14 protein-coding genes are annotated in these 15,622 nt (G+C 70.5%); 6 read left to right on the top strand and 8 right to left on the bottom strand.

The genetic code is table 11. The features are described from left to right. The first annotated feature begins 27 nt into the window (after positions 1-27). Positions 28-1,446 (top strand): MFS transporter, encoded by a 1,419-nt coding sequence (locus ACFOSH_RS12805; protein WP_378239022.1) that lies wholly within the window; start codon positions 28-30, stop codon positions 1,444-1,446. On the opposite strand, the gene ACFOSH_RS12800 is transcribed toward ACFOSH_RS12805, so the two are convergent. Beyond that, positions 1,443-2,105 carry a DUF1707 SHOCT-like domain-containing protein gene (locus ACFOSH_RS12800; protein WP_378239021.1) on the bottom strand — a complete coding sequence of 221 codons (663 nt, stop codon included), beginning with the start codon at positions 2,103-2,105 and terminating at the stop codon, positions 1,443-1,445. The two genes, ACFOSH_RS12805 and ACFOSH_RS12800, sit on opposite strands and share 4 nt — an antisense overlap. 129 nt (positions 2,106-2,234) lie before the next feature. Here ACFOSH_RS12800 and ACFOSH_RS12795 point away from each other — a divergent pair, with 129 nt between their 5' ends. Beyond that, positions 2,235-3,218, top strand: a complete 984-nt coding sequence (locus ACFOSH_RS12795) for a hypothetical protein (protein WP_378239020.1) — start codon at positions 2,235-2,237, stop codon at positions 3,216-3,218. A 1-nt stretch (position 3,219) separates the two neighbouring features. Here ACFOSH_RS12795 and ACFOSH_RS12790 read toward each other — a convergent pair whose 3' ends face one another. From ACFOSH_RS12790 to ACFOSH_RS12780, 3 genes are read right to left on the bottom strand one after another with little or no spacing between them, the layout of a single operon-like run. After that, on the bottom strand, positions 3,220-3,879 hold the full coding sequence (locus ACFOSH_RS12790) for a response regulator (RefSeq protein ID WP_378239019.1): 660 nt from the start codon (positions 3,877-3,879) through the stop codon (positions 3,220-3,222). Then, positions 3,876-5,042: a MacS family sensor histidine kinase gene (macS, locus tag ACFOSH_RS12785; RefSeq protein WP_378239018.1), complete on the bottom strand. Its 1,167-nt coding sequence runs from the start codon at positions 5,040-5,042 to the stop codon at positions 3,876-3,878. Before macS ends, ACFOSH_RS12790 begins: the two co-directional genes overlap by 4 nt. Continuing rightward, the gene (locus ACFOSH_RS12780; protein WP_378239016.1) at positions 5,039-6,241 is read right to left on the bottom strand and encodes an AI-2E family transporter; all 1,203 of its coding nucleotides are present in this window, start codon (positions 6,239-6,241) and stop codon (positions 5,039-5,041) included. The genes macS and ACFOSH_RS12780 overlap by 4 nt, the downstream gene beginning before the upstream one ends. 278 nt (positions 6,242-6,519) lie before the next feature. Between ACFOSH_RS12780 and ACFOSH_RS12775 the strand changes: the two genes are divergently transcribed. Together ACFOSH_RS12775 and ACFOSH_RS12770 are read left to right on the top strand one after the other, a co-directional pair. Continuing rightward, on the top strand, positions 6,520-7,533 hold the full coding sequence (locus tag ACFOSH_RS12775; protein ID WP_378239014.1) for a hypothetical protein: 1,014 nt from the start codon (positions 6,520-6,522) through the stop codon (positions 7,531-7,533). A 194-nt stretch (positions 7,534-7,727) separates the two neighbouring features. After that, a complete protein-coding gene (locus tag ACFOSH_RS12770) occupies positions 7,728-11,003 on the top strand; it encodes a beta strand repeat-containing protein (protein ID WP_378239013.1) in 3,276 nt (1,091 codons plus the stop codon). 165 nt (positions 11,004-11,168) lie between these two features. Here the strand turns inward: ACFOSH_RS12770 and ACFOSH_RS12765 are convergent, their stop codons facing one another. Beyond that, the gene (locus ACFOSH_RS12765; RefSeq protein WP_378239012.1) at positions 11,169-12,362 is read right to left on the bottom strand and encodes an ROK family transcriptional regulator; all 1,194 of its coding nucleotides are present in this window, start codon (positions 12,360-12,362) and stop codon (positions 11,169-11,171) included. A gap of 90 nt (positions 12,363-12,452) precedes the next feature. Between ACFOSH_RS12765 and ACFOSH_RS12760 the strand changes: the two genes are divergently transcribed. Further along, complete coding sequence (locus tag ACFOSH_RS12760; protein WP_378239011.1) at positions 12,453-13,619, top strand: MFS transporter; 1,167 nt, start codon at positions 12,453-12,455, stop codon at positions 13,617-13,619. On the opposite strand, the gene ACFOSH_RS12755 is transcribed toward ACFOSH_RS12760, so the two are convergent. Together ACFOSH_RS12755 and ACFOSH_RS12750 are read right to left on the bottom strand one after the other, a co-directional pair. Beyond that, positions 13,616-14,386, bottom strand: a complete 771-nt coding sequence (locus tag ACFOSH_RS12755) for a dioxygenase family protein (RefSeq protein ID WP_378239010.1) — start codon at positions 14,384-14,386, stop codon at positions 13,616-13,618. The genes ACFOSH_RS12760 and ACFOSH_RS12755 overlap by 4 nt on opposite strands. 60 nt (positions 14,387-14,446) lie before the next feature. After that, positions 14,447-14,692, bottom strand: coding sequence for a hypothetical protein (locus tag ACFOSH_RS12750; protein WP_378239009.1), 246 nt, complete (start codon positions 14,690-14,692; stop codon positions 14,447-14,449). Between the two features lie 62 nt (positions 14,693-14,754). On the opposite strand from ACFOSH_RS12750, the gene ACFOSH_RS12745 reads away from it, so the two are divergent. After that, positions 14,755-15,216, top strand: a complete 462-nt coding sequence (locus ACFOSH_RS12745) for a MarR family winged helix-turn-helix transcriptional regulator (protein WP_378239008.1) — start codon at positions 14,755-14,757, stop codon at positions 15,214-15,216. Here ACFOSH_RS12745 and ACFOSH_RS12740 read toward each other — a convergent pair. Further along, on the bottom strand, positions 15,192-15,563 hold the full coding sequence (locus tag ACFOSH_RS12740) for a VOC family protein (RefSeq protein WP_378239007.1): 372 nt from the start codon (positions 15,561-15,563) through the stop codon (positions 15,192-15,194). The two genes, ACFOSH_RS12745 and ACFOSH_RS12740, sit on opposite strands and share 25 nt — an antisense overlap. Positions 15,564-15,622 lie beyond the last annotated feature (59 nt).

Below are 15,622 nucleotides of genomic sequence, written 5' to 3'. Positions count from 1 at the left end.
CACCGAAGCGACGAAAGGACCGGACCCATGACGACCACCATGACCCCGACACGGGCAGGACGCCGGGAGTGGGTCGGGCTGGCCGTACTGGCCCTCCCCGCCTTCCTGGTCTCGCTCGACGTGTTCGTGCTGATCCTCGCGCTGCCGAAGCTCAGCCAGAGCCTCGGCGCCGACAGCACCCAGCAGCTGTGGATCATGGACGTCTACGGCTTCATGATCGCCGGGTTCATGGTCACCATGGGCACCCTCGGCGATCGCATCGGCCGCCGGAAACTGCTGCTCATCGGCGCCACGGCGTTCGGCGCGGCCTCGGTGCTGGCGGCGTTCTCGACCAGCGCGCTGATGCTCGTCGCCGCCCGCGCGGTCCTCGGGATCGCCGGGGCGACGCTGGCGCCGTCGACGCTCGCCCTGATCAGCAACCTGTTCCTCGACACCCGCCAGCGCTCCCTCGCGATCGGGATCTGGGCGGGCTGCTTCACCGTCGGCGCGATCGTGGGCCCGATGGTCGGCGGCGTGCTGCTGGAGCACTTCTGGTGGGGTTCGGTGTTCCTGCTCGGCGTCCCCGCGATGGTCCTGCTGCTCGTCGTCGGCCCGAAGCTCCTGCCTGAGTACCGCAACGAGAACGCCGGCCGTCTCGACCTGGCGAGTGTCGCGTTGTCGCTGGTCACGATCCTGCCCGCGGTCTACGGCATCAAGGAACTCGCCCGCGAAGGCGTCCACCTGGTCCCGGCGGCGTCACTCCTGATCGGTCTCGGCTTCGGCGCGGTGTTCGTGCGGCGCCAGCGCGTCCTCAAGGACCCGCTGATCGACCTGAAGCTGTTCCGCGGCCGCGCCTTCTCCACCGCGCTCGGCGGGATGTGCGCGTTCTCCATGCTGGGCGGGACGACCATGCTCTTCGTCGCGCAGTTCTTCCAGATCGTGCTGGAGCTCTCGCCGGTCGGCGCCGCGCTGGCGTTGCTGCCGGGCATGCTCTCGGCGACCGTCAGCTTCCTCGCCGCCCCGATCCTCGCCCGCCGCTTCCGCCCGGTCACCCTGATCGCCGGCGGGCTGGCCGGGGCGATCGGCGGATTCCTGCTGCTGACGCAGGTCGAGGCCGGAGCCGGTCCGGTGGTCCCGTCGATCGCCTTCGCCATCACCTGCCTGTGCGGCGGACCGCTGGTCACCCTGGGCACGGACCTGGTCGTCGGTTCCGTGCCGCCGGAGAAGGCCGGTTCGGCGGCCTCGCTTTCGCAGACCGGCAACGAGTTCGGCTACGCGCTGGGCATCGCGACCGTCGGGACGCTGGGCAACGCCGTCACCCGCGCCCGGCTCGCCGACGCCGTCCCCGCGCACGACGCCTTCGCCAGCGGGATGCACGCGGTGTCCGGGCTGGCCGCGCTGGTGCTGGCCGGGATCGCGTTCTTCGTGATCCGGCACCTCCGGCACGTGCGTCCGGTCGGTGCCTAACCGAAGAAGCCCCGCCGCGGGTGCTTGATGATCAGCGCTCCCCCGTGCACGCGCCCGGTGATGACGAACCGGGGCGTGCCGGGGCGGCCGTTCGACTGGGTCCGGTCGTCGAGGTTGCCGAACTTGATGTCGGTGATCGAGTTCGTGTCGACGGCGGCGTTCTCGGGGATGGTGATCTCGACCGGGCCCCATTTGGCCTGGAGGTCGATGTGCACCACCGGGTGCCGGATCTCGGCCTGGGAGAAGTCCAGTTTCGTGGCGCCGTACTTGTTCCGGACCACCATCGACTCCGGGACCAGCCAGTTCCCGTTGCGCTGCAACGCCGAGTACTTGCCGTTGAGCTCCATGACCTGCCCGGACGGATGCGCGTGGGCGTGCGGCCCCGGCGGTGCCCACGGGTTCTGCTGCTGACGCGGCACCATGCCCGCGGCGGGATGCACCAGGCCGGGCAGATCCGTGAGCACCGCGTTCAGCTCACCGCGGTTCTTCGAGGCGAGGGCGCGGTCGGTCCGCTCGGTGAACTCGTCGAGGTTCAGCATCCCGAGACCGATCGCCTTCTGCAGCACTTCGACGACGTGTTCGCGTTCCGCGTCGGAGACCCGGATGTCCCGCCCGGTCAACGGCTTGGTTTCGGTCGTCGGCTGCTCTTCCTCGCCCATGCCTGGAATGGTAGAACCGGATCTCACGCGCGAGATCGGGGAAATACCCTGAACAGACCCGCATTTCTCCCCAGTGTCGCCCTGCTGGCGGCTGTCCTCCTGCTGGCCGGGTGCACCGGGTACGGCGGTGTGCCGGAGACGCCGTACGTCCCGCCGCCGTCGCCGTCGAAACTCGCGGGCGCCCCGGTCGACTACATCGGTTTCCGGCTCGTCATGGCGACGTCACCACCGTCGGTCCTCGATCCCGCCACCGGCGCGACCACCCCGCTTCCCGGCGCCCCGGCAGGCGATCGCGTCAACGATGTCGTCCGGGTCGGCAAGTTCCCGGTCGTGCTGTCGGCCGCCCGTTGTGGGCCGTCGTGCCTGGAGCCGTCCGAAGTGCTCGTCTACGGAGACCCCAAGAATCAGCCGTGGAAGCTGGGCAAGGCCCGCAGCGTCGCCCCGTCGGCCGACGAGACCGGCGTCTGGCTGGTCCGCGACGACGGCAACGACCTCTGCCGTCTCCAGTTCGTCTCCCTGCTCGGCGCCGAACGCGATCGCGGACGGCCGGCGAGCTGTACGACGGCGGTGCGCCAGGAGGTGCCGCAAGGCCTGCTGATCACGGTGAACGCCGGGACGGCGACCGCCGAGGACGTGCTGATCGACCCCCTCACCGGCCGGGCGGTGCACCAGTTCCCCCGCATCCTCGCGATCACCAAGGACCGGATGCTGCTCGCCGAGCTGACCGAGTTCTCCGTACTGGACCTGCGCAACGGGCAGCGCACACCGGTCAAACGACCGGTGGCCAACGGTTCCCCGGGCCCGGTGGTCCCGAGCCGTGACGGGTACAAGGTCGCTGTCGCGTTCGGCGATCCCGCCTGGCAAGGGACCAGTACGCAGACGGCCGACGTCTGGGTGCTCGCGCTCGACTCGCTGACCTGGACACGGGCGCCTTCGATGCCGATCGTGACCGCGATCGAGCGGGTCGCCCTCGACTGGTCCGAGGACAACGACCTGGTGCTCGTCACCGACGTGGTCGCCGGCTGGCGGCTCGACAGGCCGAGCTGGACGATCGTCAGGACACCGCTGCCCGCCGAACGGAACCGTTCGGTGGTGACCATCGCCCAGGCTTGACCTACTCGGCGTCGAGACCGTGCTCGATGGCGTAGCGGGCTAGTTCGACCCGGTTGTGCAGCTGGAGTTTCCGCAGCGTCGACTGGACGTGGTTCTCCACCGTCCGGTGCGAGAGCACGAGCTTCTCGGCGATCTGCCGCGCCGTCATCCCCTTCGCGACCAGGCGCAGGACGTCGGTCTCGCGTTCGGTCAGCCGCGGCGGCGCGGGCCCGTCGTCCGGGGCGTCGGCCATGCGTCGGTACTCGCCGAGGACGAGTCCGGCGAGTCCGGCGGTGAACACCGGATCCCCCGCGGCTGTCCGCTTGACCGCGTCCACCAGTTCGCTGGCCGAAGCCGATTTGACCAGATACCCGGACGCCCCGGCTTTGACCGCTTCGAGGACGTCGCTGTGCTCGCCGCTCGCGGACAGCACCAGGACCCTGGTCGACGGCAGCTCCGCGGTGATCTCGCGGGTGGCGTCGACGCCGGACGTCTCACCGAGGTTGAGGTCCATCAGCACGACGTCCGGTTTGACCGTGCGCGCGATCCGCACCGCGGCGGGCGCGTCCGGCGCGGTGGCCCGCACGTCGAAACCGTGCTCGGCCAGGTCGCGGGCGACCCCGTCCCGCCACATCGGATGGTCGTCGACCACCATCACCGAAACACCGGGCGCGTCGGTCATCGCTTTCCCCTCGCCGCCACTGGAACCTTGACTTCCCATTCGGTGCCCTGGCCCGGCGCGGTGTCCAGGGCGACGCTTCCGCCCAGATCCCGCACGCGTCCCTTGATGGACTCCGCGATACCTAGATGTCCCTGGGCCGCCGCGCGTTCCAACACACCCTGCTCGATTCCCGGGCCGTCGTCGCGGACGCTGACCACGACCTCGGTGCCGAGGTCCTCCAGCAGCACCCAGGCATGTGCTTCCTCACCCGCGTGCTTCTCGACGTTCAGCAGTGCCTCGCGCGCCACGGCCACCAGTTCCGCGGTCACGTGCTCGGGCAGCTGGACCTCGCCCGCGGGCGTCGAGACCTGCACCGACGGCGTCGCGAGCAGCTGCAGCGCGGCCCGGAGGTCGGTGGTCCCGTTCTCGCTCGGATGCGTCGGCTCGGTGGTGACCAGCGCCCGCAGCGCGATCTCCTGCTCACCGGCCAGTTTCGCCAGCTCGGCGGCTTCCCCGCCGAATTCGGCGCCGCGTTTGCGCACCCGTGCGAGCACCTGGAGGACGCTGTCGTGGATGGACCTGGCGAGCCGCTCGCGTTCGGCCGTCGCGGCCTCCATGCGCAACGCCCTGGTCAGCGCGTCCGCCGACCGGCGGGCCATGGTCGCGGCCAGGCCGATCACGAACCCGCTCGCGGTCAGCAGGAAACCGTCCCGCGCGACGTCGACGTCGAACCGAAAGCGCACCAGCCCGGTGACCACCGAGACCACCAGTCCGGCGAGCACCCCGCCGAGGGCGCCGAACCGGGTCCCGGCGGCCGCGGGCGGGACCGCCGCCCACACCGTCGTGATGAGCGGGGTGTTGGCGTCGAACTGCGCGGTGGTCAGGATCCACGCCGAGGTGAACATGAGGGCGACGGTCAGCACGAGATCGACGCCGACCAGCCACGGCCAGCGGCTCGTCGGCCGCGCGTACAACGCGCTGCTGAGCACGGTCCACACCGTCATCACCCCGAACGACGTCCACGCGAGCCACTTATTCGTGTAGCCGTCGTAGTGGACGATGAACGAGCCCAGCGCGAAGAGCAGCGTCGTCACGCGAAGCACGATCACGCCGCGCCAGAGCGGAGTGGCGGGGTCCCGCGTGCCGAGCGCCGAGACCGCCCGCCAGAGCGGGGTGTCCGTCATGACTTGGCTTCGGACTCTTTCTCTTCCCCGGAATCGTTCGGCGTCGCCGCCTGATCCCGCAGGACGTCGATCTCCGCCGGATCGGGATCGTGTTCGTGCAGCAGCGACCGGATACCCGCGTTGAGCACCGCGAGCAGCGGCACCGAAAGCAGCGCGCCGGCGATCCCGGCGGCGACGAGGCCGGCGGTGATCGCGAGCACCACGGCGAGCGGGTGCAGCTTCACCGCGCGGCCGAGCAGGATCGGCTGCAGCACGTGGCTTTCCAGCTGCATGACGCCGATGACGATGGCCAGCACGACCAGCGCGCCGACGACCCCCTTCGTCACCAGGGCGATCAGCACCGCGACCGCGCCCGCGATCACGGCGCCGATGATCGGGATGAAGGCGCCGAGGAACACCAGCGTCGCCAGCGGGATCACCAGCGGCACCCCGACGATCGCCAGCCCGATGCCGATGCCGACCGCGTCGACCACGGCCACCGCCGCCGTCGCGCGCACGTAACTGACCAGCGAGGCGAACCCCCGCCGCCCGGCGACGTCGACCCGGTTGCGCACGCCGCGGGGCACGCCGAGGACGAGGAACTTCCAGATCTGGTCGCCGCCGGAGAGGAAGAAGATGAGGATGAACAGCGTCAGGATGAAACCGGTGACGATCTCGCCGACCGTGCCCGCCGTGGTGAGCGCGGTGGTGGTGATCGACGCCTGGTTGTTCTGCAGGAAGCCGATCGCCTGGTTGATGAACTCCTGGATCTGTTCCTGGCGCAGGTGCAGCGGCCCGTCGATGAGCCAGGTCTTGATCTGGTTGAGGCTCTCCGTCAGCTGCTTCTGCAGCTCCGGCAGGCCGGAGGAGAACTGCGCGACGACGAACGTCAGCAGCCCGCCCAGCACCGCGAGCCCGGCGATCAGCACTATCCCGGCCGCCAGCCCGCGCGGGAATCTCAGCGTCTGCAGCTTGGAGACCGCGGGCGCGAGCAGCGCGGCGAGCAGCAGCGCGATCGACAGCGGGATCACGACCACCGACAGGTAGCCGATCAGGAACACGATCACGTAGAGCGCGGCGATCACCACGATGAAGCGCCACGACAACGCCGCGCCGATCCGCAGGCCGCGGGGCACGAGGCTGGTGACGTCTTCCGTGGATTCGGAAAGGAACGGGTTCGACTTGTCGAATTCCGGCTGTTTGCGCTGGGGCTCGCTCACGCGCTCACCGTATCGGTCCGGGGCGACGTTTCTTGAACATTCCGGGCAACGCGTACGAGTCGAATTCGCCCGATGCGACGCTTGACACACCGCCCGCCGGTCGACTCCCGAGTAACCCGGCCTCGCCAGCGTCGATCACCGATCGTAATTTCGGGCTACACCGTGTGTTCTTCACACGATCGTGCCATCAAGGCGCTCCTGGCTCGCTTTGGCCTTCCGCACTTTGCTTACCTCGGTTCCGCAACCACGAACGGCACACCGACGCGACAGGAGACCGAGTGACGAACGCGGCGAAGAACGAGAGGCGAGGCGCGGCGCGCTTCGGCCGTCTCGCTTCGCGTGCGCTGTTCGTCCTCGGCGGCACCGTCGCCGGTTCCGCCGCCGCGTGGATCGTTTCCGGCGCTTCCGCTTCCGCGGACGTCGTCCCGGTGGTCTCCGCTCCCGACACGAGCGTCACCCCGGTCACCGACGCCACCACGGCCGGTCTTTCCGACGTTTCCCGTGGCGCTTCGAAGTTCACCGGCGACGTCGCCGGCGCGGTGTGCGGCGACAGCCACCAGGACGCCACCACGTGGTCGATGCCGGACGAGACCCAGACGTCCCCGGCGAAGCACCACTGCGGCGGCGACATCCGCGCCGACGAGCACGAGGTCTCCACCCGGGTCAGCGACGCGGTCACCGACTTCGCGGACAACTCGGTGGTCACCCCGGTCAAGCGGACCCTCGGCGCCGTCGAGCACATCGTGCGCAAGCCGCAGGACACCCGCCAGGTGCTGGACGAGACCTTCGCCCCGTCACCCGAATTCGGCCGCAAGGTCTGGGACCTCCTCGACCCGCACGGCCACGGCGACCTCGTCCCGGACCTTCCGGTCGGTGGCGCTCCGGTCGACCCGAAGTCCCCGCTGGACACCATCGGCGCCGGAGACCAGGTCACCGACTTCGCCCAGCTGGCGACGACGCAGTTCCCCGCTTCTTCCGAGACCGTCCTCCCGATGCCGACCTTCGTGCAGCAGCACGACGCCTTCGCTCAGGACGAGGACTCTCCTTCCCGTGACGGACACCGCGGCGACTTCCCGCGTCCGCTCACCCCGGCGCCGCTTCCCGTCGCGCCTTCCATCCCGACTGTCCCCGGTGGCGGCAACGCTCCCGGTGGTCACCTCGACGGCCTGACCCACGGCGTTCCCGCCTGGCTCGTCGCCGCCGTCGAGCGTTCCCTGACCGGCTACTCGCTGGCAGGCACGCGGTACATGCCGCTCACCCCGGGCTCGCAGCCCGGCGTCACTCCCGACTGAACACCTCCCTCCGCGGGGTAGCCGACGCGCCTCACGCCTCCCGATTCCGGGCTTGGCTTCGCGTCCGCTCCTGATCCCCCGCGAAACGGCGGTGCGCTTTTGTGCGCCCGCAGCCAGTTCCACCCCCTCTGGTGCCGCTTCGAAGGCACCTCCTCAAACCCGAAAGGGAACCCGAAATGAAGGAGAACTACCCCATGCAATCCTGGGCAAAGCGCGGACTCCAGACCGCGTTGGTCACGGGTGGGTTGTTGATGCTGGGCACCGGCATCGCCTCGGCTGACGAACAGGTCAACCCTGACACCCCTGCCTCCCCGCTCGACGCGAACGTCACCGTTCCCATCGAGATCGACAACAACGCCGTCGGCACGCCCCTCGGTCAGCTCGACGTTCCCGGCTACCAGGGTGAGGTCAGCACCAAGGCCGTCACCAAGCCGGTTTCCGACGCGCTCGACGGCGTCACCTCGCCCGGCAGCAGCACCGACGGTGTCGGCGGAGGGCTCCCCAGCCTCTCCGGCAAGAACGCCGTCCCCGCGCCGCTGGCAGCCAAGGACTCGGCCCGTCAGGTCAGCGGTGGGCTGACCGGTGGTGGGTTCACCACCACGGACGACATCCTCAAGGGCAACAAGGTCGTCGGCGACGTCGTCGTCCCGATCCAGATCGTCGACAACGCCATCGGCGTGATCGGCGACGCAGAGGTCGAGGGCGGCAGCCACGACCAGACGTGGTCGCACAACCAGGACGTCGAGACCACCGGTGAGGACTCCAGCCTCGCCGGGAACGTCGTGTCCCTGGACTGGGCGCTGCCCGTGCAGATCGCCGGCAACGGCGGCGGGCTCGCCGGCGGCACCGGTCGCGTGGTCGGCGGTTCCGCCAGCCAGAGCACCACCGAGACCGGCAACGTCACCACCGACGGCGAGGGCTCCGCCCTTTCCGGCAACGTGGTCGCCGGTCAGTTCGCCACCCCGGTCCAGGTCACCGGCAACGCCGTGTCCTGGATCATCGGCAACGCCAACAGCTCCGGCTACGAGGCCGAGACAGACGCCACCTCCGGTGGCTGGGTCCAGACCGACGGTGACGACTCCGCCCTCGGCGGCAACGTCGGCGCGGTGCCGATCGCCCTCCCGGTGAAGGTGAACGACAACGCGGCTGCCGCGCACGGTTCGCTCGCGAACTCGAACAGCAGCTCCTCGGCGGACGCGCAGGCCGGCGACACCACGCCCGGCTGGAGCAACGTCCCCAGCTACGTGCAGACCTCCGGTGAGGACTCGGCCGTCGCGGGTAACGCGATCGTGCCGCAGACCGCGGACGTCGCGAACGTCGGCGGCGTGGCCGCCAGCTGGGTCGGCCTGGCCAACACCGGCAAGGACGGCGGCACCAGCCACTCCAGCGTCGTCGACGCCGGTGGCTTCGTCAGCTCCGAGGGCGAAGGCTCCGCGGGCGGCGGCAACATCGTCGACCCGGCCGTGGCGGCCCCGGTCGAGGTGACCTGCATCGCGGGCACCTACATCGGCAACGTGTCCTCCACCTCGTGCGAGAACACCGTCGACGCGAACGCCGGCAACGGCAGCCACACCACGGGTGACGACTCCACCCTCGCGGGCAACATCGTCAACACCCAGGCCGCGCTGGCCCCCGAGGTCTACGGCGTCGGTGGCTCGCACATCGGCCAGGCCGTCGCCGAGGCGACCGAGACCAAGACCGTGACCGCCGGCGGGTACGACGGCAGCACGGGCAACGACTCGTCGGGCTCGGGCAACATCGTCCAGGTCCCGGCCGCGGTTCCGGCCGAGGTCTTCGGCGTGGGCGGCTCGTTCATCGGTCAGGGCACCGGCTCCGCCGACGAGACCAAGGTCGTCTCCGGTGGCGGCGGCGGGAACACCGCCGACGACAACGGCTTCCTCAGCTCCAACCTGGGCACCGTGCCGGTTTCGCTGCCGGTGCAGGCCTTCGGGATCGGTGGCGCGTTCATCGGTCAGGGCCACGGCGGCGCGGACGGCGACACCACCTCGAACGCGGGCGGCGACGTCCACGCGACCGGTGACAACGGCGCCGGCTCGGGCAACCTGGTCTACGGCCCGGTCTCCCTGCCGGTCCAGGCGCACAACTTCGCCGCGGTGCTCGGCGGAATCGCCTCGGGCGAAGGCTCGAACCTGACCGACTCGTCGGCCGGTGGCGACGCCACCGCCAACGGTGACGAAGGCGCCCTGGCGGGCAACATCGTCCAGACGCCGGTCGGCGGCACCGTCCCGGTGACCGGGCTCGGCGTGGCCGGTGCGGGCATCGCCAAGGGCAACAGCCTGAACGACGTCATGTCGGCGGCCGGCGGCGACGCCACCACCACCGGTGACAACGGCGCGGTCGCGGGCAACATCATCGGCGCGCAGGCGCTGCCGATCGTGCCCGTCACCCACGATGCCATCGCGGCCGCCGGCATCGCCGGTGCCGAGGGCATGGACACCGTCGACGCTACCTCGGGCGGCGACGTCGAGACCTCGGGCCTCGACGGATCGCTGTCGGGCAACATCCTCGACATCCCGGCCGCGGCCGTTCCGGAGGTGTTCGGCGACGCCATCGCGGCGGCCGGCGGCGTCTCCGAGTCGAACGCGGACAGCGTCGTCGACGGCCAGGCCGGTGGCGACAGCATCACCGACGGCAGCGGAGAGGCCCTCTCGGGCTTCAACTTCCACCACCCGCTCACCTTCGTGATCCCGGTGAACGAGCTCGAAATCCCGGTGCTGGCCATCGCGGACGAGAACTCGACCGACTCCACCGAGATCAACGACGAGGAGTACACCCGCGCGTTCACCGACTCGGTGGGCTCGGAGATGCCGATCGACGCCATCCCGGCGCTGCCCTTCGGTGCTCCCGCGGTGCCTTCGCTGAACGGTGCCGGCGCCCTGCCGACCACCCCGGCGATCGGTGGCGCCCGCTCCGACGGCCCGCAGCTGGGTGGCCTTCAGGCCGGCCTGTCCGCCCTGAAGGGGCTGACGGCTCTCCCGACGCAGATGCCGAAGGCCGACCTGCCCGAGCTGCCCGTCACCCCGGCGCTGCCCGGTGTCCCGGCCCTGCCGAAGACCCCGGCCCTGTCCGGTGACGCCGCTCGTGCGGACGCCCCGAAGCTCGCGCAGCTCCCGGCGCTGACCGCGCTGCCGGTCGCCGGTGGTCTGCCGACCGCCGGTGCCCTGCCGACGCTGCCGACCGCCGGCACCCTGCCGGTGGCGCTGCCCACGGCCGGCACCCTGCCGGTGGCCCTCCCGACGGCCGGCACCCTGCCGACCGCGGGTGCGCTCCCGGCCGCCGGCTCGCTGCCGGTGCAGCTGCCCACCGCGGGCACCCTGCCCGCCGTGAACAGCACCCCGGCGATGCCGACCGCGCAGGTCCCGGCTCTGGCGAACGTCGACTCGTCGCCGCTGAGCATGTTCCAGCGTTTCATCGGCACCCTGACCGGCAAGAAGTTCCACACCATGTGAACCTGCCAGTCGGCTAGCGCCACTGAATGAACCGAAGCGGGCCCGGGAGTCACTCCCGGGCCCGCTTTGTGTTCTGGCCGCGGTTGATCCGCGCGTCCGGTCCGTGAAGGCCTCCTTCCCTACTCTGAAGGTAGGGAAGGAGGCCTTCACGGACTGGGCCTCCGCTCAGTCGAACCCCGGGGTGAACAGCGCGTCCTGGGCCGCGCCCATCGCGGTCAGCACCGCACCTTCCAGTACCCCGCTCCCGCCGACGGTCCCCGCCCGCACTTCGGTCCGCAGTGGCGAGATCTCCGCGAGCCGACGGCTGACCCGGGCCGCGAGCGCGTCGTCGCCCGCGCGGCCGATCTCGCCGCCGAGCACGAGACAGCCGGGGTCGAGCACCGCGGTGACCGCGGCCGCGCCGATCGCGATCCGTTCCGCGACGATCTCCAGGAACTCCTCGGCCTCCGCGTCGATCGCGTACCCCACAGCCGCTTCGGCCGATTCGGCGTTGTCGGCCGACGAAGCCGGGATGCCGTGCGCGCGGGCCAGTTCGCAGATCGCGGCGCTGCCCGCCAAGGTGTGGAAGCCGCCGTCGCAGTCGGTCGCGGTCGGGAGCCGTCCGGGGCCGAGCATCGGCAGGAACCCGATCTCGCCCGCGCCGCCCGACGCGCCCCGCCGCAGCGAACCGTCGAGGACAACGGCCGCGCCGACCCCGAAACCGAGCCACAGCAGCACGAACGTGTCCCGGTCGCGGGCGGCGCCGAGCCGCTGTTCGGCGGCGGCCGCGAGGTTGACCTCGTTCTCCAGCAGGACCGGGACACCCCGCCGTCGCCGGAGTTCGTCGACGAGTTTCCCGTGCCACGCGGGCAATCCCCCGGCGGGCCGCAGGCCACCGGTCGCCGGGTCGACCAGACCGGGCGCGCCGACGGCGATCGTGTGCAGCGCGCTCGCGCCCGCTTCGGCGGTGGTGGCGTCCAGCAGGGCGATCGCCCGCTCGACGGCCACGTCGGTGTCGACGTCCAGCGCGAACGGGATCGAGGCCTCCGCGCGGGTCCGTCCCAGCAGGTCCGCGACCGAAACGGCCATGCCATGGGTGCGGACGTCGAGGCCGGCGAGGTATGCGCGTTCGGCGACGATGCCGTACAGCTTCGCGTTCGGCCCGCGGCGTTCGGCGCCCGCTTCGCCGACGATCTCGATCAGCCCGGCGTCCCGCAGCCGTTCGACGAGGTCGGCGACGGTCGGCCGGGAGAGCCCGGTCAACGTCTTGAGCTGGGTGGCCGTCAGCGAGCCCTCGCGTTGGAGCAGGTCGAGGGCCAGGCGGTCGTTGATGGCCCGCGCGGTACTCGGGGAGGCGGACGGCATCCGGATGACACTCACCGGTAGATCCTCCCAGAATTAATTATCAGGTTCCCTTCCTGATAGTTTACGCTGACCCCGTCGAGTTGTCTCATGGACCTTGGGGGCCCAGTGAGTAATGCAGTGGAAACCGTCGGCGGGCCGACGCGGCGGGTGCGGCAGGCGCGGGTCGCCATCGCCGCCGTCTTCGCCGTGCACGGCGCGGTGACCGGCAGTTTCGCCACCCGGATCCCGTGGATCCAGGAACACGCGGGGATCAGCGCGGGCCAGCTCGGTCTCGCGCTCGCCTTCCCCGCCATCGGTGCCTCGCTGACCATGCCGCTCGCCGCGCGGATCGGGCACCGGCTCGGCGGCAGGCTCGGGCTTCGGTTGCTGCTGGCGTACTGGACGCTGGCGCTGATCCTCCCGTCGCTGGCGGGGAACCTCTTCACCCTGTGTCTCGCGTTGTTCGTCATGGGCACCGCGGCCGGTACCTCGGACGTGCTGATGAACGCCCTCGGCGTCGAAGTCGAGGCGAAGATGGGCAAGTCGGTCATGTCGGGGCTGCACGGCATGTGGACCACGGGTGCGCTCGTCGGCTCCGCGGCCGGCACGCTCGCCGCGCATGCCGCGCTGGACGCCCGTATCCACCTCGCGATCGCGTCCGCTGTGCTCACTGTCGCCGGTGCGCTCCTCTGTCAGGGAGTGCTCGACGTCCGCAGCGCACCCGACGAGCATCCGCCGCCGAGGTTCGCGCTGCCGCCGAAGTCGGCCGTGATCATCGGTGCGGTCGCGTTCTGCGCCGTCTTCGCGGAGGGGGCGAGCCTCGACTGGTCCGCCGTCTACCTGCGCGACGTGCTCGGCACCTCGCCGGGGATCGCGGCGGCGTCGACCACCGCGTTCACCTGCACGATGGCGGTGGCCCGCCTCTCGGGTGACGCGCTGGTGCGGCGGTTCGGCTCGGTCAAGACCGTCCGCACGGGTGGTGTCTTCGCGACGGCGGGCGGTTTGATGGTCGTCTTCGCCACCCATCCGGTGATGGCGATGGCCGGATTCGCGCTGATCGGACTCGGCGTCTCCGTCGTCGTGCCGCTCGCCTTCGCGGCGGCGGGCCGCAGCGGGCCGACGCCGAGCCAGTCGATCGCGGGCGTCGCGACCATCACCTACTCCTCCGGGCTCGTCGCGCCGTCGCTGATCGGCGGGATCGCCGACGCGACGTCGCTGACGGTGTCCTTCGGGGTGGTCACGCTGCTGGCGCTCGGTCTGGTGGCGGGCGCCGGTGTGCTCCGGTCTCGTTAGCCGAACTGAAGGGAGCGCTTGGCGAGGCCGTGCCAGTAGCCGTCGATGACGGTTTCGCCTTTCCCTTCCGAGGAGCTCGCGCCGAGCGAGACGAACAGCGGTGCGAAGTGTTCGATCCTGGGGTGCGCGAGGGCCGCGGCGGGCGCCTTGTGCTGGAAGTCCAGCAGCGCGTCGAGATCGCCCTGGCGCAGGGTTTCCGCACCCCAGTGGTCGAATTCGCTCGACCACGCGGGCGGGGCCCCGTCGGTGCCGTCGGTCTGGCCGAGCGCGCTCAGGTTGTGGGTGAAGAAGCCGCTGCCGATGATCAGCACGCCTTCGTCGCGCAGAGGCGCGAGCTTCCGGCCGAGGTCGAACAGCTCCCGCGGGTCCAGCGACGGCATGGACACCTGGAGCACCGGGATGTCGGCGTCCGGGTACATCTCCACGAGCGGGACGTACGCGCCGTGGTCGAGGCCGCGGTCGGGCGCGTCGTGGACCGGCGTCTGGTTCGAGCGGAGCAGTTTCCGCACCTTGTCCGCCAGCTCGGGAGCGCCGGGCGCGGTGTATTTCACCTGGTAGTAGTGCTCGGGGAAGCCCCAGAAGTCGTAGACCAGCGGCACCGTGGTGGTGGCGCCGAGGGTCAGCGGCGCCTCTTCCCAGTGCGCGGAGACGACGAGGATCGCCTTCGGCTTTTCGAGGTCCGCCGACCAGCCGGCGAGCTGGCGGGTCCAGGTGGCGTCGTCGGCGAGCGGCGGCGCGCCGTGGCTGAGGTAGAGCACCGGCGTCATGTCAGCTCCAAGTGTTTGAACTTTCAACTACCAGGATAGACGACGTCGCCGGACTCCGCCTTATTCCCGGGCGAGGTTCGCCGCCATCCGCTCCAGTACGCCGACCTTGGTCTCCAGGTGAAGATGCATCTCCCGGCCCGACGGGGTCAGGTGGCTTTCGGTGTCGACCCGGCCGTGAGTCCGCGGGTCCGAGACGACCTCCGTCAGTTCCTCGAACGGCGACAACGCCTCGTCGGCGAGGATCTTGTCCATGGAGGATGCGAGGGCCTGGTGAAGGTGGGCGAACCAGAATCCGATGGGCTTCATGGATACTCCTCATGTAGACGGCAACTACATGTAAAAGTACATGCACTTGGTGAGGATGGGCAATGACGGACGCCGTGGCCGACGTGGAACGCGCGATGATCGCCATCCGGCGAAGCCAGGCGAGGCGATCGCTGTCGAAACTCGCTCGCGATCGCGCCGAATCGATGCCGGACCAGGCGGTTCAGGGGCTCCTGGACGCCGTCGAAGCGGCCGGGGAAAGCGGCGAACCGGGCACAGTGACCAGCCTCGCGGCGGCCCTGACCATCGATCAGCCGCGCGCGAGCCGTCTGGTCGCGCGGGCCGTCGAGGGCGGTTTCCTCCGGCGCGAGGCCGATCAGCGCGACGGCCGCCGCGCCGTCCTCGTGCTCACCGAAACCGGGCACGCCGAAGTGACGCGGATGCACGAATTCCGCCGTTCGGTGTTCGCCGAGGCGATGGCGGACTGGCCGGACGAAGACCGCCGCGAGTTCGCCCGGCTGCTGACCGCCTTCGTCCGGAACTACGGCGCGCTCGGCGCGAAGTAGTTGACCAGGTTGCCGTCGGGGTCGCGGAACAGCAGGGACCGGTTCCCCCACGGCATCGTGGTCGGCTCCTGGACGATCTCGGCCAGGTCCGCCAGTCGCTCGTACTCCTTGTCGACGTCGTCGACCCGGAACTCGAGGATCGCGGTCCGGTTCGATTCGGGCACCGCGGCGGCGCCGCCGAACAGGGTCATCGTCTCGGCGCTGCCGATCGCCAAGGTGCACGACGGGCCGACGAGTTCGGCGAACTGCTCGGCGCGCCACCGCGCGGCGATGCCGGTCGCCTTCTCGTAGAACCCGGCGAGACGGGCGACGTCGTGGGTGATCACGCGGACGGAAACGAACTGCATGGCTGGTCCTTTCGGTGTCGGAAAGCGGAACACCAGCTACGCTAGGAGCAATACCGGGC

This window comes from Amycolatopsis speibonae, assembly GCF_042647925.1.
Classification (GTDB): domain Bacteria; phylum Actinomycetota; class Actinomycetes; order Mycobacteriales; family Pseudonocardiaceae; genus Amycolatopsis; species Amycolatopsis speibonae.
This window is presented reverse-complemented; position numbering and strand designations above follow the sequence as displayed.

Excerpts from the sequence above, each read along its gene's own strand:
- ACFOSH_RS12805 (WP_378239022.1), top strand. The coding sequence starts at position 28 with ATGACGACCACCATGACCCCGACACGGGCAGGACGCCGGGAGTGGGTC.
- ACFOSH_RS12800 (WP_378239021.1), bottom strand. The coding sequence starts at position 2,105 with ATGGGCGAGGAAGAGCAGCCGACGACCGAAACCAAGCCGTTGACCGGG.
- ACFOSH_RS12790 (WP_378239019.1), bottom strand. The coding sequence starts at position 3,879 with ATGACCGACGCGCCCGGTGTTTCGGTGATGGTGGTCGACGACCATCCG.
- macS (WP_378239018.1), bottom strand. The coding sequence starts at position 5,042 with ATGACGGACACCCCGCTCTGGCGGGCGGTCTCGGCGCTCGGCACGCGG.
- ACFOSH_RS12770 (WP_378239013.1), top strand. The coding sequence starts at position 7,728 with ATGCAATCCTGGGCAAAGCGCGGACTCCAGACCGCGTTGGTCACGGGT.
- ACFOSH_RS12755 (WP_378239010.1), bottom strand. The coding sequence starts at position 14,386 with ATGACGCCGGTGCTCTACCTCAGCCACGGCGCGCCGCCGCTCGCCGAC.
- ACFOSH_RS12750 (WP_378239009.1), bottom strand. The coding sequence starts at position 14,692 with ATGAAGCCCATCGGATTCTGGTTCGCCCACCTTCACCAGGCCCTCGCA.
- ACFOSH_RS12745 (WP_378239008.1), top strand. The coding sequence starts at position 14,755 with ATGACGGACGCCGTGGCCGACGTGGAACGCGCGATGATCGCCATCCGG.
- ACFOSH_RS12740 (WP_378239007.1), bottom strand. The coding sequence starts at position 15,563 with ATGCAGTTCGTTTCCGTCCGCGTGATCACCCACGACGTCGCCCGTCTC.